The organism is Paludibacterium sp. B53371 (assembly GCF_018802765.1).
In the GTDB taxonomy this organism is placed as follows: domain Bacteria; phylum Pseudomonadota; class Gammaproteobacteria; order Burkholderiales; family Chromobacteriaceae; genus Paludibacterium.
In genome coordinates this window covers 1,101,677-1,119,837 of the sequence record NZ_CP069163.1, presented here as the reverse complement: position 1 = coordinate 1,119,837, position 18,161 = coordinate 1,101,677, and the positions used below count along the sequence as shown (strand labels likewise).

General features: G+C 60.9%; 16 protein-coding genes. 8 read left to right on the top strand and 8 right to left on the bottom strand.

The window, feature by feature from the left end:
• Positions 1–68: 68 nt before the first annotated feature.
• The 3 genes from JNO51_RS05340 to JNO51_RS05330 all read right to left on the bottom strand — a co-directional run bounded on the left by JNO51_RS05340 (position 69) and on the right by JNO51_RS05330 (position 2,983).
• Positions 69–416, bottom strand: coding sequence for a RidA family protein (locus JNO51_RS05340; protein WP_215781987.1), 348 nt, complete (start codon positions 414–416; stop codon positions 69–71).
• Positions 417–462: 46 nt separating this feature from the next.
• On the bottom strand, positions 463–1,635 hold the full coding sequence (locus JNO51_RS05335; protein WP_215781986.1) for a PLP-dependent aspartate aminotransferase family protein: 1,173 nt from the start codon (positions 1,633–1,635) through the stop codon (positions 463–465).
• A gap of 157 nt (positions 1,636–1,792) precedes the next feature.
• Positions 1,793–2,983, bottom strand: a complete 1,191-nt coding sequence (locus tag JNO51_RS05330) for a fatty acid desaturase (RefSeq protein WP_215781985.1) — start codon at positions 2,981–2,983, stop codon at positions 1,793–1,795.
• A gap of 196 nt (positions 2,984–3,179) precedes the next feature.
• Here JNO51_RS05330 and JNO51_RS05325 point away from each other — a divergent pair, with 196 nt between their 5' ends.
• From JNO51_RS05325 to JNO51_RS05305, 5 genes are all read left to right on the top strand, one after another.
• A complete protein-coding gene (locus JNO51_RS05325; protein ID WP_215781984.1) occupies positions 3,180–4,754 on the top strand; it encodes a YdgA family protein in 1,575 nt (524 codons plus the stop codon).
• Between the two features lie 50 nt (positions 4,755–4,804).
• Positions 4,805–5,269 carry an NUDIX hydrolase gene (locus JNO51_RS05320; RefSeq protein WP_215781983.1) on the top strand — a complete coding sequence of 155 codons (465 nt, stop codon included), beginning with the start codon at positions 4,805–4,807 and terminating at the stop codon, positions 5,267–5,269.
• 91 nt (positions 5,270–5,360) lie between these two features.
• Positions 5,361–6,395, top strand: a complete 1,035-nt coding sequence (mnmA, locus tag JNO51_RS05315) for a tRNA 2-thiouridine(34) synthase MnmA (protein WP_252346225.1) — start codon at positions 5,361–5,363, stop codon at positions 6,393–6,395.
• A 73-nt stretch (positions 6,396–6,468) separates the two neighbouring features.
• Entirely contained in the window at positions 6,469–7,179 is a 711-nt protein-coding gene (locus JNO51_RS05310) for a hypothetical protein (RefSeq protein WP_215781981.1), read from the top strand.
• 21 nt (positions 7,180–7,200) lie between these two features.
• On the top strand, positions 7,201–8,724 hold the full coding sequence (locus JNO51_RS05305) for a KTSC domain-containing protein (RefSeq protein WP_215781980.1): 1,524 nt from the start codon (positions 7,201–7,203) through the stop codon (positions 8,722–8,724).
• 91 nt (positions 8,725–8,815) lie between these two features.
• Here the strand turns inward: JNO51_RS05305 and JNO51_RS05300 are convergent, their stop codons facing one another.
• Positions 8,816–9,259: a VOC family protein gene (locus JNO51_RS05300; protein ID WP_215781979.1), complete on the bottom strand. Its 444-nt coding sequence runs from the start codon at positions 9,257–9,259 to the stop codon at positions 8,816–8,818.
• Positions 9,260–9,317: 58 nt separating this feature from the next.
• Complete coding sequence (gene uvrA, locus JNO51_RS05295; RefSeq protein WP_215781978.1) at positions 9,318–12,134, bottom strand: excinuclease ABC subunit UvrA; 2,817 nt, start codon at positions 12,132–12,134, stop codon at positions 9,318–9,320.
• 121 nt (positions 12,135–12,255) lie between these two features.
• On the opposite strand from uvrA, the gene JNO51_RS05290 reads away from it, so the two are divergent.
• The 3 genes from JNO51_RS05290 to JNO51_RS05280 all read left to right on the top strand — a co-directional run bounded on the left by JNO51_RS05290 (position 12,256) and on the right by JNO51_RS05280 (position 15,247).
• The gene (locus JNO51_RS05290) at positions 12,256–13,617 is read left to right on the top strand and encodes an MFS transporter (protein ID WP_215781977.1); all 1,362 of its coding nucleotides are present in this window, start codon (positions 12,256–12,258) and stop codon (positions 13,615–13,617) included.
• Positions 13,618–14,118, top strand: a complete 501-nt coding sequence (ssb, locus tag JNO51_RS05285; protein WP_215781976.1) for a single-stranded DNA-binding protein — start codon at positions 13,618–13,620, stop codon at positions 14,116–14,118.
• A 472-nt stretch (positions 14,119–14,590) separates the two neighbouring features.
• Positions 14,591–15,247: a hypothetical protein gene (locus tag JNO51_RS05280; protein WP_215781975.1), complete on the top strand. Its 657-nt coding sequence runs from the start codon at positions 14,591–14,593 to the stop codon at positions 15,245–15,247.
• Positions 15,248–15,334: 87 nt separating this feature from the next.
• On the opposite strand, the gene JNO51_RS05275 is transcribed toward JNO51_RS05280, so the two are convergent.
• The 3 genes from JNO51_RS05275 to mdtH form a co-directional block, all read right to left on the bottom strand.
• Positions 15,335–15,856, bottom strand: coding sequence for a TIGR00645 family protein (locus JNO51_RS05275; protein WP_215782664.1), 522 nt, complete (start codon positions 15,854–15,856; stop codon positions 15,335–15,337).
• Between the two features lie 78 nt (positions 15,857–15,934).
• Positions 15,935–16,741 (bottom strand): ABC transporter substrate-binding protein, encoded by an 807-nt coding sequence (locus tag JNO51_RS05270; protein WP_215781974.1) that lies wholly within the window; start codon positions 16,739–16,741, stop codon positions 15,935–15,937.
• A 130-nt stretch (positions 16,742–16,871) separates the two neighbouring features.
• The gene (mdtH, locus tag JNO51_RS05265; protein WP_215781973.1) at positions 16,872–18,098 is read right to left on the bottom strand and encodes a multidrug efflux MFS transporter MdtH; all 1,227 of its coding nucleotides are present in this window, start codon (positions 18,096–18,098) and stop codon (positions 16,872–16,874) included.
• Positions 18,099–18,161 lie beyond the last annotated feature (63 nt).

The window sequence follows — 18,161 nt, the reverse complement described above, 5'->3', positions numbered from 1 at the left end:
TTTGTACACACCACAAAAAAGCAAAACCCCGGCTAACCGGGGTTTTAACCAATACAGTCGGCGGCCTCTTATCGAACCGCGACCAGCTTGATCTCCACCTTCCACTCCGGCTTGGCCAGCTTGGCCTGCACCGTTGCCCGAGCCGGCGTATGGCCGGCCGGCACCCAGGCATCCCAGGCCACATTCATGGCGTCATAGTCGGCCAGATCGGCCAGAAAGATCGTCGTATCGACAATCTTGCTCTTGTCACTGCCCAACTCGGCCAGCAGCGCGTCGATCTGGGCCAGCACATCGGCGGTTTGCGCCGTGGCATCGGCATCGGTATTGCCCGGCACCTGACCGGCAAGGAAGATCAGACCGTTGACCACAACGGCTTCGGACAGACGGGGACCCGGTTGATGGCGGTAAATCGTCACGCGATGCTCCTGAAAAAGTGAATGGGACAGCCCGATTCTAGCGTCATTAAGCGGCCAAGGCACGATCCAGCGCGGACGCCAGATCACTGCGCAGATCTTCCAACCCCTCGATGCCGACCGACAAACGCAGCAGATTGTCGGTCAGGCCGATTTTCTGCCGGTGAGCCGAATCCACCGCGGCATGGGTCATGGTGACCGGGTGGCACACCAGGCTCTCCACCCCGCCCAGGCTTTCCGCCAGGGTAAACAGCTTGAGGCCGGCCAGGAAGCGACGCACCGCCTGCTCATCCCCCTTCAGATAGAACGACACCACACCGCCATAACCCTTCATCTGCTGTCGTGCCAGCTCATGCTGCGGATGACTTTCCAGGCCGGCATACAGCACCTTTTCCACCGCAGGGTGCGTCTCCAGCCAGCGCGCCAGTGCCAGGGCATTGGCGTTATGCCGCTCCATGCGCAAGGCCAGCGTACGCAAGCCACGCGTCACCAGAAAACTGGGGAACGGATCCAGGACCGCGCCGGTGGCGTTATGCAGATAGGCCAGCTTTTCTGCCAGTTCCGGACGGTCCTTGCCCACCACGGCCACACCGGCAACCACATCAGAATGACCATTCAGATATTTGGTCGCCGAATGCAGCACGATGTCAAAACCATAATCCAGCGGACGCTGCACCACCGGTGAGGCAAAGGTGTTATCCACCACCGACAGCAGGCCGCGCTCACGCGCCAGCTTGCCGACGGCTGCCAGATCCACCAGCTGATTGAGCGGGTTGGACGGCGTTTCAATCCACAACAGGCGCGTTTCCGGACGAATCGCCGCGGCCAGCGCAGCCACATCGTCGGCAGGCGCATAGCTGACCGTCAGATTGGCGCTGATGCCGCGTACTTTTTCGAACAAGCGGAAAGTACCGCCATACAGATCATTCACCGCCACAACATGACTGCCGGCGGGCAACAGATCCAGCACCGTGGCAATCGCCGCCAGCCCGGAGGCAAAGGCATAGCCCTGCGCCCCGCCTTCCAGCTCGGCCACGGCACGCTCCAGCGCCTGGCGCGTGGGATTCTGCGACCGCGAGTATTCGTAACCGGTATGTTCACCCGGGCCGTACTGGCGATAGGTTGAGGTGGCATAAATGGGGGGCACCACCGCACCATAGGGATCGGCAAACGGATCGGACAACAGTCCGGCAGTGATGGAGAGGGTGTGGAAGTCAGTCATGGGGCATCCCGGGCAACAGCATTAGAATGGGATTTAATATAACCTTTGGTTATTTTATTGAAAAGCAACTATCGGAAATATCCATATAACCAAATCCCCGGACAAGAAAAAAACCGCCTCGGCAGCACCGAGGCGGTTTTTTATGTCCATACCCCAATCAGGCCTGCGCGACGCGGCGCAGATCGAAGGCAAAGCGCTCCAGCGCGGCAATGCCGCTGGCTTCGGCACGAGCGCACCAGTCATGCAGTTCCAGCAGCAGTTGCTCGCGCGTCAGGTTGGAGCGCAGCCAGACGCGACTCAGCTCCTGGCGCATGGCGTAGACCTTGGCTGCCAGCGGGCTGTTGGCCAGAAGCTGCTGCAGCTCTTGACGCTCTTCCTCGGGAGTCTGCTGGGCCTCCTGCTTCAGCCAGCGCTTGAACTTGGCCGGCAGATCGGCGGCCTGCAACTCCGGCAGGGCATCGCGCACCCGCAGCAGTTCATCCTGGCAGGCCGACGCCAGCTCGCGGGCGAAACGAGCCGCCAGCGCATAGCGATTGGCCACAATCGCCTGCAGGCGCTCGGCATCCATCGGCAACAGCGAGCCTTTGCATTGCAGCTTCGGCGCAACCTTGCGCACCTTGGCCAGACCAACCGCCGACATCATGCGGATATACATCCAGCCGATATCGAACTCGAACCATTTATGCGACAGCTTGGCCGAGGTGCCGAATGTGTGGTGGTTGTTGTGCAGTTCTTCGCCACCGATCAGGATGCCCCAGGGGAAAATATTGGTCGAGGCATCTTCACACTCGAAATTGCGGTATCCCCAGTAATGACCGATGCCGTTGATCACCCCGGCGGCAAACAGCGGAATCCAGATCATCTGGACACCCCAGATCAGCAGGCCCGGCAGACCGAACAGCAGCAGATCGATGCCCAGCATCAGGAAAATACCCTTGCCATTGTGCGCGGTGTACAGCTTGCGCTCGATCCAGTCATCCGGCGTGGCGTGACCGTACTTTTCGATGTCGTCACGGTTGCGGCAGGCAATGCGATACAGGCCGGCCCCCGTAAACAGCACGCGCTTGATGCCATACACCACCGGGCTGTGCGGATCATCGGCGCTTTCGCAGCGGGCGTGGTGCTTGCGGTGCACCGCCGCCCACTCCTTGGTGACCATGCCGGTGGTCAGCCACAGCCAGAAGCGGAAGAAATGGCTGACCAGCGGATGCAGGTCCAGCGCGCGGTGCGCCTGGTGGCGGTGCAGGAAGATCGTCACCGAGGCGATGGTGACGTGGGTCAGCGCCAGTGCGGCAATCACATAGCCCCACCAGGGCAGGTCGATCAGACCAGAAAAAATTGCGGTCATGCTTATCAGGTTCCTCGAGACTTGGGAGTAAAAATCAGGACAAAAAGGTTTGCAGCGAATGATTCTTGTTTAGTATTTTTACTCCATGATAGCGAAAAGCGCCTGATTTGTCAGAACCTTGAAAGTGCGGGTTCATTGCATCGGCGCACTGGTGTACCATTAGCCCCTGATTACCACTTACTTCAGAAAAGATCCTGTGTTGCAAAAACAACGCCTGACTTTCGCCGCAGCCGCACTGGGCGGTCTGTTCGTTCTCTATGGTGGCGCTGCCTACTGGGCCGGCATCAAGGCCGAAGACACCCTCGAACAACAGCACCGCATGCTGGCCAGCCTGCCGCTGTTCAAGGTGAAGTCGCACACCTACGAACGCGGCTGGTTCTCCTCGCAGGAAACCACCGAACTGGTGTTCAACCGTCGCCTGACCGGTCCGTATGAAGGCATGCTGCCGGACAACATCCGTCCGATGCTCGGCGCCACCATCCGCTTCACCAACACGGTCAAGCACGGCCCCTTCCCCGGACTGGGCAGCTTCGACCTGCGTCCGGCGCGCGCCCTGGTCACCACCCGCTTCGACATGAGCGACAGCACCCGCAAGACCCTGGCGCTGTTCTTCGGTGACAAGGAGCCGATCACGGTGGTCAACCGCCTGGGCTTTGGCGGTGGCGGTGAACTCAAGGTCGACATCCCGGCCTTCGATTACGAAGAGGCCCTGTCGGGCGTCAAGGTCAAATGGAAGGGCTTCAGCCTGGCCGTTGACTACCAGCAAGGCTTCAAGCAATACCAGACCGAGGCCAATTCACCCTCGTTCTCGCTCGAGGCGGCCAGCAAGGGCACCATCCACTTCGACGGCGTGCGCTATGTGTCCGACATCCGCCCGGGCAGCACCGGCGTCAAGCTCGGCACCAGCGAACTGACCGTCAGCAATGTGCAGCTCAACTGGAAGGACAGCATCCCTTACAGCATCAAGCTCAACGATCTGGTCTATCTGCTGACGCGCATGCATGTCGGCGAATTCATCAATCCGTCGGGCGAGTTCAAGCCGTCGAGCGTCACCCTCAAGGGTCTGCACTACCAGATCGTCACCTCGGAAGAAGATCCGTACATCAACTCGCGCGGCAAGCTGGGCTTTGACACCTTCAGCTACAACGACCAGGTCTATGGTCCGATGCGTCTGGATGTGTCCGCCAACCACCTGCACGGCCCGACACTGGTCAAGCTGGATCAGGCCATCTCGCAGTTGCCGATCGAAGGCATGGATGCCGCCACCCTGCGCAAGAGCTACATCAGCACGATCAAGAAGTACGGCATTCCGCTGCTGGAAAACGACCCGCGCCTGGTGGTCAACGACTTCTATCTGAAGATGCCGAGCGGCGAAGCCACCCTCAAGGGACAGCTGGCGCTCAAGGGCTTCCGCGAAGCCGACCTGAAGGATCCCCTGCAGGTGCTCAGGCGCTTCCAGGTGGCGGCCAGCGTCTCACTGCCGCGTCAGACCCTGGAAAATCTGGTGGTCACCCAGGCACGTAACCTCTTCACCGTCGACCAGAGCGCCGAAGATCAGCCCAACCTCAACGAGATTGACGATCTGGCGAAAAACCTGCTCGACAGCCAGTTGGCACAGTGGGCAGACCAGGGCTTCATCCAGGTCAACAAGGGCCAGATCAACACCAGCATCGACTACCATGACGGTGCGCTGAGCGTCAGCCACAAGCGCGTCGCGCTGCCCTGGGAAGAAAAAGACGACCCCGCCGGGCCAGGCGGCTCCGCCAAATAACACCAAGGGGGCGTCAGCCCCCTTTCTTCATGGTCCATACCGGAGAACGCATGGAACGCTGGAAGCCGCATGTCACCGTGGCCGCCGTGATTGAACGCGATGGCCGCTTCCTGCTGGTCAGGGAACAAACCGTGGACGGCATTCGTTATAACCAGCCGGCCGGCCACCTCGAGCAGGGCGAGAGCCTGGAGCAGGCCGTGGTACGAGAGGCACTGGAAGAAACCGGCTGGCAGGTCACGCCGGAAGCCTTGCTTGGCATCTACCAGGCCCCGTCAGCCGACGGTCGTATCACTTACCTGCGCTTTGCCTTCATCTGCCGGGCAAACCAGCAGAACCCGGACCCGGTACTCGATCATGGCATCCTCGAAGCCCTGTGGCTGAGCCCGGAAGAAGTCCGCGCACGGCAGAACGCGTGGCGCAGCCCGACCGTGATCCGTTGCATCGAAGACTACCTGAGCGGGCAACGCTACCCGCTGAGCCTGATCCAGACACTGGTCCTGACCCGATTCCCGTAATTATCCCTTTCAGGGTATAATGTACGGTTTTTAAAAGCATTCTTGCAGGAAGGAAGTTCCCGTGACGGGTAAAAAGCGCATTGTCGTCGGCATGTCGGGCGGCGTGGATTCCTCTGTGACCGCCTGGCTGCTCAAGCAGCAGGGCCATGAGGTCATCGGCGTCTTCATGCAGAACTGGGAAGACGACAACGATGGCGAATACTGCTCGATCAAGCAGGACTCGCTGGATGCGCTGTCGGTGGCTGACATCGTCGGCATCGACATGGAGATCGTCAACTTTGCCAAGGAATACAAGGATCGCGTCTTCTCCTACTTCCTGGCCGAGTACTCTGCCGGCCGCACGCCCAACCCGGACGTGCTGTGCAATGCCGAGATCAAGTTCAAGGCCTTCCTCGACTACGCCATGCAGCTGGGCGCCGACTGCATTGCCACCGGCCACTACGCCCGCAAGGCGGAAATCGACGGTCTGCACTACCTGCAAAAGGCCGTGGACGAGACCAAGGACCAAAGCTACTTCCTTTACCGCCTGAACCAGTCGCAGTTGTCCAGGGCCATGTTCCCGCTGGGCGAGATCCGCAAGAGCGAAGTGCGCCGTCTGGCCCATGAGGCGGGCCTGCCGACCGCCGCCAAGAAGGACAGCACCGGCATCTGCTTCATCGGCGAACGCCCCTTCCGCGAATTCCTCCAGCGCTACCTGCCCACCAGCCCGGGCGAGATGATCACCCCGGAAGGCAAGGTGATGGGCGAACACATGGGGCTGATGTACTACACGCTCGGACAGCGCAAAGGACTGGGCATCGGCGGGCTGGGCGAACCGTGGTTCGTGGCCGGCAAGGACATTCCGGGCAACCGGCTGATCGTGGTGCAGGGGCACGACCATCCACTGCTGCTCAAGCACACCCTGCAGATGGCCGATCTGAGCTGGACTCTTGACGGTGCCCCGGCCGCCGGCGACTACAGCGCCAAAAACCGCTACCGCATGCCCGACGCACCGTGCAGTCTGTCTGCCGTCGCCGACGGCCAGGCCAGCCTGACCTTCCGCGACGCCCAGTGGGCCGTCACCCCCGGCCAGTCGGCCGTACTCTATCAGGGCGACATCTGCCTTGGCGGCGGCATCATCGTCTGATTCCCGGCCCCAAACCGCGCGCCCTTCCCCGCCGCCCTATCTGACCGCATAGTCACCTCTTTTCGAGGTGACCATGCGCCGACTTCGCCACTGTCTGTTCTTCCTGGCCGCCGTCTTGCTCTGCAGCTGGCTGCAGCTATACGACTTCGCCACCGATATCGGCCATAGCCTGTACAAACACGGCTTCAGCCCGGCAGGCTGGCAAGCCGTTCAAAGTGACTTCGCCAAATTCAGGCGCTTTTACACCGGCCCGCCCACCGATGCCGAGGTGATCGCTTTCTGGACACGTCATCGGCAGCAGTTGGCGCAGATGGTGGCGCTGCATACGGCCGGGAAATGCCATGGCGGCTACCCGGTCGTCCCCTACGACGATTGCGCCAAAATCGGCATGGCCATCGGCGTTGCTTTCATTGCACTGGACCATCTGGCCAACAGTGTCCACGCCCCAAGTCATCACTGCCGCGTCGGCTGCCAGATCATTTTCTTTACATTGCCTTACGAGCAATCCGACTGGTGGCGCAACACCAATCGGCACATTGCGGCCTGGCGCAAGCGTCTGGCGTACATCCCACCATTATTGCCGCCCGAAGCACTCGGGCTAAACCGCAAGCTCACTACAGACCGAAATCAAGTCATGCAGCATTGGTGCCGGCATCAGCGCCCCTCCCTTGATCGCCCACTCCCCGAGCAGTTTGCCGCTGAATACGCACCGGAGGAATGCGCCTTCCGAGCGATGGGCGCCGGCTGGTACCTGTTGCTGGAACCTCATTACACCCTGCCCTGAACCCACTAAAAGGAGAGCATCATGTCAGAAACCAAAGTCACCCTGTACGATCAAGCCGCCATGGATTTTGTCGATACGTTCAACGCTCCGATCCGCCGTGCTGCCACGATTCTGGGCATCACCCCCGAAGCCCTCTTCGGCGCCCTGGTAGAGGAGAACCACGCTTATCGGCAGGACAGCCTGAAGAACTACCTCGGCGACCAGTGGACCCGATTCAGCGGACGCAACCACTGGCTGTTGAAACAGAGCTATGCCTTGGCAAAACAACAGGACAAGCTGGACCGTCACAGCACCTGGGACAAGTTCAACCCGGTGCTCAACGATATCGGCCCCTTCAATATCAAGCTGGGGACGGCGATCCGCCTGCTGGAGGATTACGCACGCGCCACACCACCCGGACAGGATCCGCTGCAAGTGCGTCACTATCTTGAGGACTACAAGGTACTGGCCGATGCGCTGTTCGACGGCTCCGCAGCCCCGGCAATCGCCGGCCTAATGTTGCAAGAAGCCCAGCAATACATGACGCAACATGCTGACCCTGAGGAATGGGGACAACACCCTCAGCATATAAAAGACGGTATTTATCTGACCTACTACAACATGGGACCCAAAGTCATCGAGGAAAGAAGACAACAACAAATACAAAAACATGGCAGGTATCGCCCTAAGCCAGGCGCAAAAAGCGCAGCCGGGGATGACCACATCGGCAACGCCGCGCGCATCGGCGAGCGCTTTAACAACCACCGCTACGGGGAAGTCACCGCATCGCCTGCTTCGCCCCCCGCACCAGCACAGCCCCCAGCTGCGGCGGCGTTCACCCCCACCGAGCCCACCCCCCGCCCGCCGTCCTCCACCCTGATCCGGCGCCATGCCGAGCACGAGGTCGAACTGCTCAGCGGTGGCACCCTGTCCGACATCATGGTGGTTGAGCGGTCACGCGGCAACCTGATCACGCTGGACGATTTGCGTGCGGCCAATGGCCTGAATCCGGGCCAGGAGCGCAGATTGCCCGCCGGCATGCGCCTGTGGGTCCCGCAGCGGCAGGCGGACGGCACGCTGGAAACGACGGCAGAGGGCCTCACTGTCCGCTGGGATCGCCGCGATGGGCGAGTCAATATCACCCACGAGCAGGCCGGGCGCTTTACTTCCCTGCTCCGCTCCTACGACGCCATACGGCAATGCCACAGGGACCACTACGCCGAATGGCATGGGTCCACCGAGGTCTTCAGCAGCACCGAGGATGTCGACATGGGGTATTACAAAAGAAACAGGACAAGCTGGCGCCCGGATTCTGGTTCATGCACCAGTCTGACTTCCAGCAGCATCAGCCGGATCTGCCACGATGCCGACAGCCAGATCCTCTTCGTCCGCTTCGTGAATGGCAGTCAGTACGAATACTATCTTGTTGCGCGACAGATCTATCAGGACTTCCTGGCGAGCCCCTCCAAAGGGCAGTTCTTCAACCGCAACATTCGCAGCCGATACCCCTACGCCAGGACTCGCGAGGTACGGATTTCACAGCACACCCTGTCTGAGACACCCTAAACAGAACAAGTGAAAACACGGGGTCAGGTCTTTCATTTTGCGTGAAATGCAAAATGAAAGACCTGACCCCGTTCTGATCCTCGACGGAAGCTTAAGCCGAAGCGTTGACCAGCTTGAGTTTGCCGACCAGCCAGGTGTGGTCGTAGCTGACGATCTCGAACGGATTGCCGAACGGATCCACGAAAGAAATCGAGCAGAAGAAATGATGGTCGCGCACCGAATCGCGCGCGATGGTCAGCCCCTCGCGGCTGGTCACCCGCTCGCTGGCCAGACGGTCGATCCACTCCAGAAAATCCTGACCGCTGACCACGAAGGCCACCGAGCCCGGCAGGCTGGTCGGCGTCTCGGACTGGCTGACGGCAAAGCGTACCGTACCGCTCGGATTGGCCAGCATGGTGGTCGCATGCGGTTCATCCTGCAGCTGGCGATAGCGCGGATCCGGGTTCAGCCCGAGAACGCGCTGATACCAGCCGATGGCCTTGGCGGCATCGGTGACGCCGATATGGATATGGTCAATCTTTCCTAACGACAACATGCTGTTCCTTTTTGCTTTTCTGTGCCGCAACCACAACGGGGCCCCCGCCCCGTCGCGCTTACTTCAGCATAGGCGCCAAATAGCGCCCGGTGTGACTTTGCGGATGCGCCGCCAGTTGCTCCGGCGTACCGGCAGCCAGAATGCGGCCACCGCCACCACCGCCCTCCGGACCGAGATCGATCAACCAGTCAGCGGTCTTGATCACATCCAGATTGTGCTCGATCACCACCACCGTATTACCGTTCTCGCGCAGACGGTGCAGCACCTGCAGCAACAGATCGATATCGTGGAAGTGCAGACCGGTGGTTGGTTCATCCAGGATATACAGCGTGCGGCCGGTATCGCGCTTGGACAGCTCCAGCCCCAGCTTGACCCGCTGCGCCTCGCCGCCGGACAGCGTAGTAGCCGACTGCCCCAGACGAATATAGCCCAGGCCAACATCCATCAGCGTCTGCAGCTTGCGCGCCACGGTCGGCACCGCGCTGAAGAATTCCAGCGCCTGTTCGACGGTCATTTCCAGCACTTCGGTGATGTTCTTGCCCTTGTAGCGCACTTCCAGCGTTTCGCGGTTGTAACGCTTGCCATGGCAGACATCGCAAGGTACGTAAATATCCGGCAGGAAGTGCATCTCGACCTTGATCACGCCATCGCCCTGGCAGGCCTCACAGCGCCCGCCCTTGACGTTGAACGAGAAACGCCCCGGCCCGTAGCCGCGCTCACGCGCAATCGGCACCCCGGCAAACAGCTCGCGGATCGGCGTAAACAGACCGGTATAGGTGGCCGGGTTGGAGCGCGGCGTGCGGCCGATCGGGCTCTGGTCCACATTGATCACCTTGTCCAGGTGCTGCAGCCCCTCGATCTCGCGATACGGTGCCGGCTCCTCGCTGGCGCCATTCAGTTCGCGCGCGGCAATCTTGTACAGCGTGTCGTTGATCAGCGTCGATTTGCCGGAGCCGGAGACGCCGGTAATACACACCAGCATGCCCAGCGGCAGATCCAGCGTCACATCCTGCAGATTGTTGCCACTGGCGCCGATCAGACGCAGCACGCGATCCGGATTGACCGGACGACGCTCGGACGGCTGGGCGATGCGACGTCGACCGGACAGGAAGGCCCCGGTCACTGACTGATCGCAGGCGGCCACCTCGGCCGGCGTACCCGCCACCAGCACCTCGCCACCATGTTCGCCGGCCCCCGGCCCCATGTCGACCACATAGTCGGCACTGCGGATGGCATCCTCGTCGTGCTCCACCACGATCACGCTGTTGCCCAGGTCGCGCAGACGCACCAGTGTCGCCAGCAGGCGGTCATTATCCCGCTGGTGCAGCCCGATGGACGGTTCGTCCAGCACATACATCACCCCGGTCAGGCCGGAGCCGATCTGGCTGGCCAGCCGGATACGCTGCGCCTCGCCACCGGACAGGGTATCGGCGGAACGCGCCAGGCACAGATAATCCAGACCGACGTTGTTCAGGAAGGAAACACGCTCGCGCACTTCCTTGACGATCTTCTCCGCCACCGCCTGTTTCTGACCGCTGAAGGCCAGACCAAGGAAAAAGTCCTCTGCCTCGCGCAGCGACATCTGGTTGATGTCATGCAAGGTGCGGCCAGCCACCAGCACATGGCGCGCTTCGGTACGCAGGCGCGTGCCCTGGCAGTGCGGGCAGGTCTGATTGTTCTGATACTTCGACAGCTCCTCGCGCACGGCACTGGAGTCGGTCTCGCGATAGCGGCGCTCCAGATTCGGCAAGATCCCCTCGAACGGATGGCTGCGGGCGAAACGCGTGCCGCGCTCCGACATATACATGAATTCGATACTGTCGCGCCCCGAACCATGCAGCACCACATGGCGCACCTTTTCCGGCAGCACTTCAAACGGCAGGTCGAGGTCGAAACCATAATGGCTGGCCAGCGACTGCAGCATCTGGAAATAAAACTGATTGCGCTTGTCCCAGCCCTTGATGGCACCGGAGGCCAGACTCAGCTCCGGATGCGCCACCACCCGGCGCGGGTCGAAGAAGGTCAGCTCGCCCAGGCCGTCGCACTTGGGACAGGCACCCATCGGGTTATTGAACGAGAACAGTCGCGGTTCCAGCTCCGGCAGACTGTAGGAGCACACCGGGCAGGCAAACTTGGCCGAGAACCAGTGTTCGGCCCCGCTATCCATCTCCACGGCAATCGCCCGGCCTTCGGCATGACGCAGCGCCGTCTCGAAACTTTCCGCCAGTCGCTGCTGCATGTCCGGCCGCACCTTGATGCGGTCGATCACCACTTCAATGGTGTGCTTCTTGTTCTTGTCGAGCCTGGGTACATTGTCCAGCTCCAGCACCTCGCCATCGACGCGCACGCGCACGAAACCCTGGGCGCGCAGCTCCTCGAACAGGTCAAGGTTCTCGCCCTTGCGCCCCATCACCACCGGCGCCAGGATCATCACCCGCGACTCGGCCGGCATGGCCAGCACATGATCCACCATCTGCGACACAGTCTGCGACGACAGCGGCACGCCATGTTCCGGACAGTGCGGGTCGCCGACACGGGCAAACAGCAGACGCAGGTAGTCATGAATTTCCGTCACCGTGCCGACGGTGGAGCGCGGATTGTGGCTGGTGGCTTTCTGCTCGATCGAGATCGCCGGCGACAGGCCCTCGATCAGGTCGACATCGGGTTTTTCCATCAGCTGCAGGAACTGACGGGCGTAAGCCGACAGCGACTCGACATAGCGGCGCTGCCCCTCGGCATACAGGGTATCGAACGCCAGCGACGACTTGCCTGAGCCGGACAAACCAGTAATGACGATTAACTGGTGCCGTGGCAGGTCGAGATTGATGTTCTTGAGATTGTGGGTTCGGGCGCCACGTATGCGAATGGTTTCCATGCCTCACTCACAGGATCGGAGAACCTGATAATATACCCGACTTGTGGACCCTAACTCCACCTGCATCTTGGATGAGCATCATTTTTGTAATGTGAATAACCGCAGAACTACCCCAATACACATGAATCCGCTTGAACTACGCGCCAGCCTCGGTCTGGCTGGCATTTATGCCCTGCGCATGCTGGGCATGTTCCTGATCCTTCCGGTATTCGCGTTGTATGCCAAGACCCTGCCCGGTGCCGACAGCCCGACCTGGATCGGCATTGCGCTCGGCAGCTACGGCCTGACCCAGGCCCTGTTGCAGTTGCCTTTCGGCATGCTGTCCGACCGCATCGGTCGCAAGCGGGTGATCTATTTCGGCCTGGTGCTGTTTGCCCTGGGCAGCTTTGTCGCCGCCGAGGCCCACACCATCGGCTGGCTGATCGTCGGCCGGGTCATCCAGGGCTCGGGCGCCGTCTCTGCGGCGGTCACCGCCCTGCTGGCCGACCTGACCCGCGAAGAAAACCGCACCAAGGCCATGGCCATGATCGGCATGAGCATCGGCACCACCTTCGCCGTCAGTCTGGTGCTCGGCCCGCTGCTGGCGCACTGGATCGGCGTCAATGGCATCTTTGCCCTGACCGGCCTGCTGACCCTGATGGCCATGATCGGGGTCAAGTACATCATTCCGGACCCGGTCATCTCGCGCTTTCACTCTGACACCGAAACCAATACCAGCCGGCTGATGGAGGTATTGAAAGACCCGCAGCTGTTGCGGCTCAACTTCGGCATCTTTGCCCTGCACGGCGCACAGATGGCCATGTTCGTGGTCATCCCCTTCGCCCTGATCAGCACCGGCCACCTCGACAAGCAGCACCACTGGCAGGTCTACCTGCCCGTCACCCTTGGCGGTTTCATGCTGATGGTGCCGGCCATCATCTATGGCGAAACCCGCCACAAGCTGAAGCAGGTGTTTGTCGGCGCCATTGCGCTGATGACCCTGGCCCAGCTCGGCATGGCCTTTGCCCTGACCTCGTTCTGGTGGATCGTGGCCTGGCTCGGCGCTTACTTCGTGGCCTTCAACATTCTCGAAGCCACCCTGCCGTCGATCATTTCCAAGATTGCTCCGGCGGATGCCAAAGGCACGGCAATTGGCGTGTATAATACCGCCCAATCTTTCGGCCTGTTCCTCGGCGCCGCCGCCGGCGGTCTGCTGTACACGCATTTCGGCAGCACCGGGGTATTCAGTTTCACCGGTCTGATGATGCTGGCCTGGCTGATCATGGCGCTGACCATGGTGCCGCCGGAGCCGGTCAAGTCGATGATGTTCCATATCGGCGAACACTGGCGCGGCAACCCGCGCGAGCTGTCGCGCATGCTGGCACTGCAGCGCGGCGTCAAGGAAGCGGTCGTCATGCTGGAAGAACGCGTGGCCTACCTCAAGGTGTCCCAGCAGGACTGGGACGAAGCCTCGGTACAACAATTGATTCAGGAGACCAAGTAAATGGCGTCCGTCAACAAAGTGATTCTCGTCGGCAATCTCGGCCGCGACCCGGAAGTGCGCTACATGCCGTCCGGCGACGCGATCGCCACCCTGTCGATCGCCACCACCGACAGCTGGATGGACAAATCGTCCGGCCAGCGTCAGGAACAAACCGAATGGCACCGCGTGGTGTTCTTCGGCAAAACCGCCGAAGTGGCCTCGCAGTACCTGAAAAAGGGCTCGCAGGTCTACGTTGAAGGTTCCATCCGCACCCGCAAGTGGCAGGACAAGGAAACCGGCCAGGACCGCTACAGCACCGAAATCCGCGGTGACCGCATGCAAATGCTGGGTGGCAAGAGCGGCGGCGGCAGCGCCCCGATGGACGGCGGTGACGATTACGGCTATCAGGGTGGCCGCAACGACGCCCCGCCGGCACCGGCTGCCGCCCCGGCCGCACCGCGCCGCCAGGAATCGCGCCCGGCACCGAAGCTGGATGATATCGACGACGATATTCCGTTCTGACCTCCAGTCTTTCGTCTGAACAAAAGCCAAGCTATTCATGTAGCTTGGCTTTTTTTAATCTCAACAGAAAACCAGGCAAGTCATTTTTCCGGATAGTCCAACTGGCCCCCTCACTGACAAGCACGAACGTTTTGCAGCGTGCTGCGTCCAATCGCCTCAGGTCTTAGGTTCCTTCAGCGAGGATTCCGCCATGATTGAGCCCGTTCTGCACTTGCCACACGAAGACTGGCTGAGGTGACGCATGGCGCTCTGGACAGACTGTCAGAAAGATCAACACTTAGCTGACTTGAGTGCAGCAAAGACCGACAACCGATGACCACCTGTTGACCCATCACACTCATCCACCCTTCAAAATCACCCCCCTATGCCATCCCAGCCCAGCCGCTTCGCCCTTTTCGCCGAAATCCTTCCCGCCATCCGATTTGTCTGGCAAGCACGTCAGCGACTGTGGCTGCCGGGGGGAATACTACTGTTGACCGAGCTCCCCCTGTTTCTGTATCAGGCCCAGGCATCGCAAGGCAGAGGCCACAATATCCCGTGGCTGGCCATATTACTGCTGCTGACCCTGATCAACATGCTGATCAACATCGCCGTCATGCGTCTGTACCACGATGAACCGGCACATGACTGGCGCCTGCACCGCCTCGATCAAACGACCCGCGGTGCATTCTGGGTGATGTGCAAACAGGTCGTGGCCATCATGCTGGTGAGCATGCTCCTGATCATCCCGCTAGTGGCACTCGGCCAGTTGGCCAAGAAGATGGGCTTGCCAGCCCCGGCAGAAGAGATCGTGCTGACCGTCCTGTTGGGCTTGTTGCCCAGCATGCTCAACGCCAGATTGCTGCTGGCGTTACCCGCGCGCCTTGACCAGCGCAGCCAGCCCTTTGGCGTGGCCTGGCGCCTGAGTCGGGGTCAACTGCTGCCGCTGACGCTGTTTGGCCTTGGCTTCAGCTTGCTGGACAAACTACCCACCCTGAGCCACCCGGTCCTGACCCGCTGGGTACCTGCCAATGGCTCCTGCTACTACCTGCTGGTCCTGGCACTCTGTGTGCTGCTGGCCTGGCTGGAAATGATCAAGGTCATCCTGCAAATCCGCTGCTACAACCGACTGGCCAGGCCAGCGCCGTAAGCCCCTCAAAACGAACGGGGTCAGGTCTTGTTTTTTGCAGAAATGCAAAAAACAAGACCTGACCCCGTTCGTTTTATTTCAGGCCAATCAATGTCCGGCCTGGGTTGCCTGCTGATGCGATTGCGTCAGCAGGCGATCAGTAAAGGCAATGGCGATGGCCGAAAGCAGGAAGGCCAGATGCAGCAGCAACTGCCACATGATGGCGTGGTCAGGCAGTTGTGCGGCATTGATGAAGGTCTGCAACAGGTGGATCGAAGAAATGCTGATGATCGCCAGCGACAGCTTGACCTTCAGCACCGAAGCATTGACATGATCCAGCCACTCAGGCTGATCGGGGTGATCGTCGATGCGCAGGCGCGAAACAAAGGTTTCATAACCGCCCACCGTCACCATCAGCAGCAGGTTGGCGATCATCACCACATCGATCAGCCCCAGCACGGTCAGCATGATCTGGGTTTCGCTCAGGCTGGTCAGATTGATCAGCATGCTCCACAGCGCACTGAGAAACTTATAGGCATAGATCCCCTGCACCACAATCAGACCAAGGTAGATCGGCAATTGCAGCCAGCGGCTGGCAAACATCACTTTTCCGAGATAGGACATTTTCATGGGGGTCACGGCTCTTTCATGATCAATGACAAACGACCATGAAAGACCCGGCAAGATGCCGACAGTTCCTTTGCTCCTTCAGTCCCCCGGCCGCACCGTCACCGGCAGGGAGCCGGGCGGCAAGCCGATGGTCTTCAGTTCCATCGGTACGGTCTCGTGCGGCAACCATTTCTTGTAGATGCGGGCGAAGGTGCCATCCTGCTTGACCTGGCGAAAGCCCTCCTGCCAGGCAGCAATGGTCTCGGCCGGGGTGCCTGCGGAAAAAGCCAGAAACAGTTCCAGCCGCTGCAGGATGGTCAGCGGTTCAATCTCGCTGTAATCGTGGCCGATGGTTTTCATGACCTGAGGCACGATCACACTGCCATCGACCCAGATATCCACCCGGCCATTGAGCAGCATATTGGCCACGGCTTCCGGGGTCGCCACATCGTCGGTGACGTTGAATCCCGCCTGACGGGCGGTGGTGAGGAAAATGCTCGAGCGGTAGGCGCCGGTATGCAGCTTGAACATGTCAGCGCCCATGGCGCGGTAACGGGCGGCATTACCCTGACGGCAGTAGGCCTCGATGTTGGAAACCACGATCGGACCGACCAGAGTCATCAGCCGTTCACGCTCCGGGCTGCGGCCGACGGTAAACAACAGGACGTTCGGGTTGCTGAGCAGCTGCGAATAGCCCCGGGCAAAGGGCTGCACCAGAATCGGATCGGTCGAGCCGATGCGCTGCTGAATCGCGCGCACCACGGCCACGGCCATGCCGTCCGCCTTGCCGGCACTGGCAAAGGTAACCGGCGGCCAATCCTCGGTCAGGATGACCAGATGCCCGGCAGCCCGCGCCGGCACGGCCAGACACAGCCAGATCAGACAAAGCCAGATCAAACGGCCCATCGACAAGGCGCCCCGAAAAACGACCGCGCAAGCCCGGTATGGCTCCGCACTGCCCGTAACTCATGTTAGACAGTGCAGACGCCGGACACCAGTAATGATCATGGCATGTCAGTCATGATGACCAGCCAGCTCAGGCCACCGGACACCCGGAAACGGCCGCGGTGCCGGCTTGTTGCCGGCGCGGCAGCCTGAACTGGCGCCAAAGTGCCAGCCAGGTCAGCCCGCCGACCAGCGCCAGCGTCATCCAGGGCAAGCCCGGTCTGTACAGACGTTGCCCCAGGTCATACAACCACCCACCGCCGAAATAGCCCAGCGAGCCACCGAGCGCCAGCCCCAGGCGGCTGGCCCCCATGTAGCTGGCACGCGCCTGCGGGTCGGCCAGTCCGGCCACATAGGCCTCCCGTGCCGGCTCGACAATGATCGAGCCGAGATAGAGCAGCCCCAGCGCCAGAAAGGCCGGCAGTGCCTGGGTTACCCAGACCATGCTGGCCCAGCACAGCGACATCATCGCCAGACCAATCAACATACGGGTCTCGCGCCGCAACCAGCGCTCGCCCAGCCGGGCCAGCGGGTAGAGCAGCGTCAGCGACAGACAGGTTTCCAGGGTGTACATCCAGCCCACCGCGGCCATGCTGCCGGTCAGCTTCTTCATCACGATCGGCATCAGCAGCAGCACCTGCACATACAGCATGTAATAACCGCTCAGCGTCAGGACAAAGCGCATGAAATGCCGGTCACCCAGTACCAGACGCATCGAGGCCAGCGGGGCGGCCGTGCGTGAACGACTGACGCGCCAGGCAGGGAGGATCAGCCAGTTGGCCAGCGCCACCATCAGGAACACGGCGGTACCAACCAGGCCGACCCAGAAAAAATCGAAACGCAGCAGCCAGGAACCCAGTAAAGCACCGCTGACCGCGCCGGCGCTCTCCTGCATCATCATGATCGAATAAAAATGGGCGCGTTCGCGCGGCCGGACCAGCTTGGCCACCAGCGCGATGCGTGGCGGGTCAAACAGGACGCCGCCCAGACCGGCCAGCAGACAGGACAACACCAGCACCCAAGGTGCCTGCGCGACGGCCATCAAGGCAAAGCCCAGCGCCCGCAGCAACATCCCGCCGATGATCAGCGGCTTGGCGCCGAAGCGGTCGGCCAGCATTCCGCCGAACAGTCCCAGTCCCTGCTGGGTAAGCTGGCGCGCCCCGAGGGCCAGACCGACACTGGCGGCCGCCCAGCCCAACTGATCAACAAAATGCAGACTGACCATCGGCACCACCATGTAAAAACCCAGCAGCACCAGCAGGTTATCAAACAGGATGAACCACTTGCCGCTTCGGCGCGCCTGGTTGGCATGAGCCATGATCAATCTCCTTATTCTGTCATGCGAACAGTATAGGGAGCGGCTCTGCTATCATGGAATCCT

Bases quoted from the DNA above. Each gene is read 5' to 3' on its own strand.
- JNO51_RS05335 (WP_215781986.1), bottom strand. From the start codon at position 1,635: ATGACTGACTTCCACACCCTCTCCATCACTGCCGGACTGTTGTCCGAT.
- JNO51_RS05330 (WP_215781985.1), bottom strand. From the start codon at position 2,983: ATGACCGCAATTTTTTCTGGTCTGATCGACCTGCCCTGGTGGGGCTAT.
- JNO51_RS05320 (WP_215781983.1), top strand. From the start codon at position 4,805: ATGGAACGCTGGAAGCCGCATGTCACCGTGGCCGCCGTGATTGAACGC.
- mnmA (WP_252346225.1), top strand. From the start codon at position 5,361: ATGTCGGGCGGCGTGGATTCCTCTGTGACCGCCTGGCTGCTCAAGCAG.
- JNO51_RS05310 (WP_215781981.1), top strand. From the start codon at position 6,469: ATGCGCCGACTTCGCCACTGTCTGTTCTTCCTGGCCGCCGTCTTGCTC.
- JNO51_RS05305 (WP_215781980.1), top strand. From the start codon at position 7,201: ATGTCAGAAACCAAAGTCACCCTGTACGATCAAGCCGCCATGGATTTT.
- JNO51_RS05300 (WP_215781979.1), bottom strand. From the start codon at position 9,259: ATGTTGTCGTTAGGAAAGATTGACCATATCCATATCGGCGTCACCGAT.
- uvrA (WP_215781978.1), bottom strand. From the start codon at position 12,134: ATGGAAACCATTCGCATACGTGGCGCCCGAACCCACAATCTCAAGAAC.
- JNO51_RS05290 (WP_215781977.1), top strand. From the start codon at position 12,256: ATGAATCCGCTTGAACTACGCGCCAGCCTCGGTCTGGCTGGCATTTAT.
- ssb (WP_215781976.1), top strand. From the start codon at position 13,618: ATGGCGTCCGTCAACAAAGTGATTCTCGTCGGCAATCTCGGCCGCGAC.
- JNO51_RS05275 (WP_215782664.1), bottom strand. From the start codon at position 15,856: ATGAAAATGTCCTATCTCGGAAAAGTGATGTTTGCCAGCCGCTGGCTG.
- JNO51_RS05270 (WP_215781974.1), bottom strand. From the start codon at position 16,741: ATGGGCCGTTTGATCTGGCTTTGTCTGATCTGGCTGTGTCTGGCCGTG.
- mdtH (WP_215781973.1), bottom strand. From the start codon at position 18,098: ATGGCTCATGCCAACCAGGCGCGCCGAAGCGGCAAGTGGTTCATCCTG.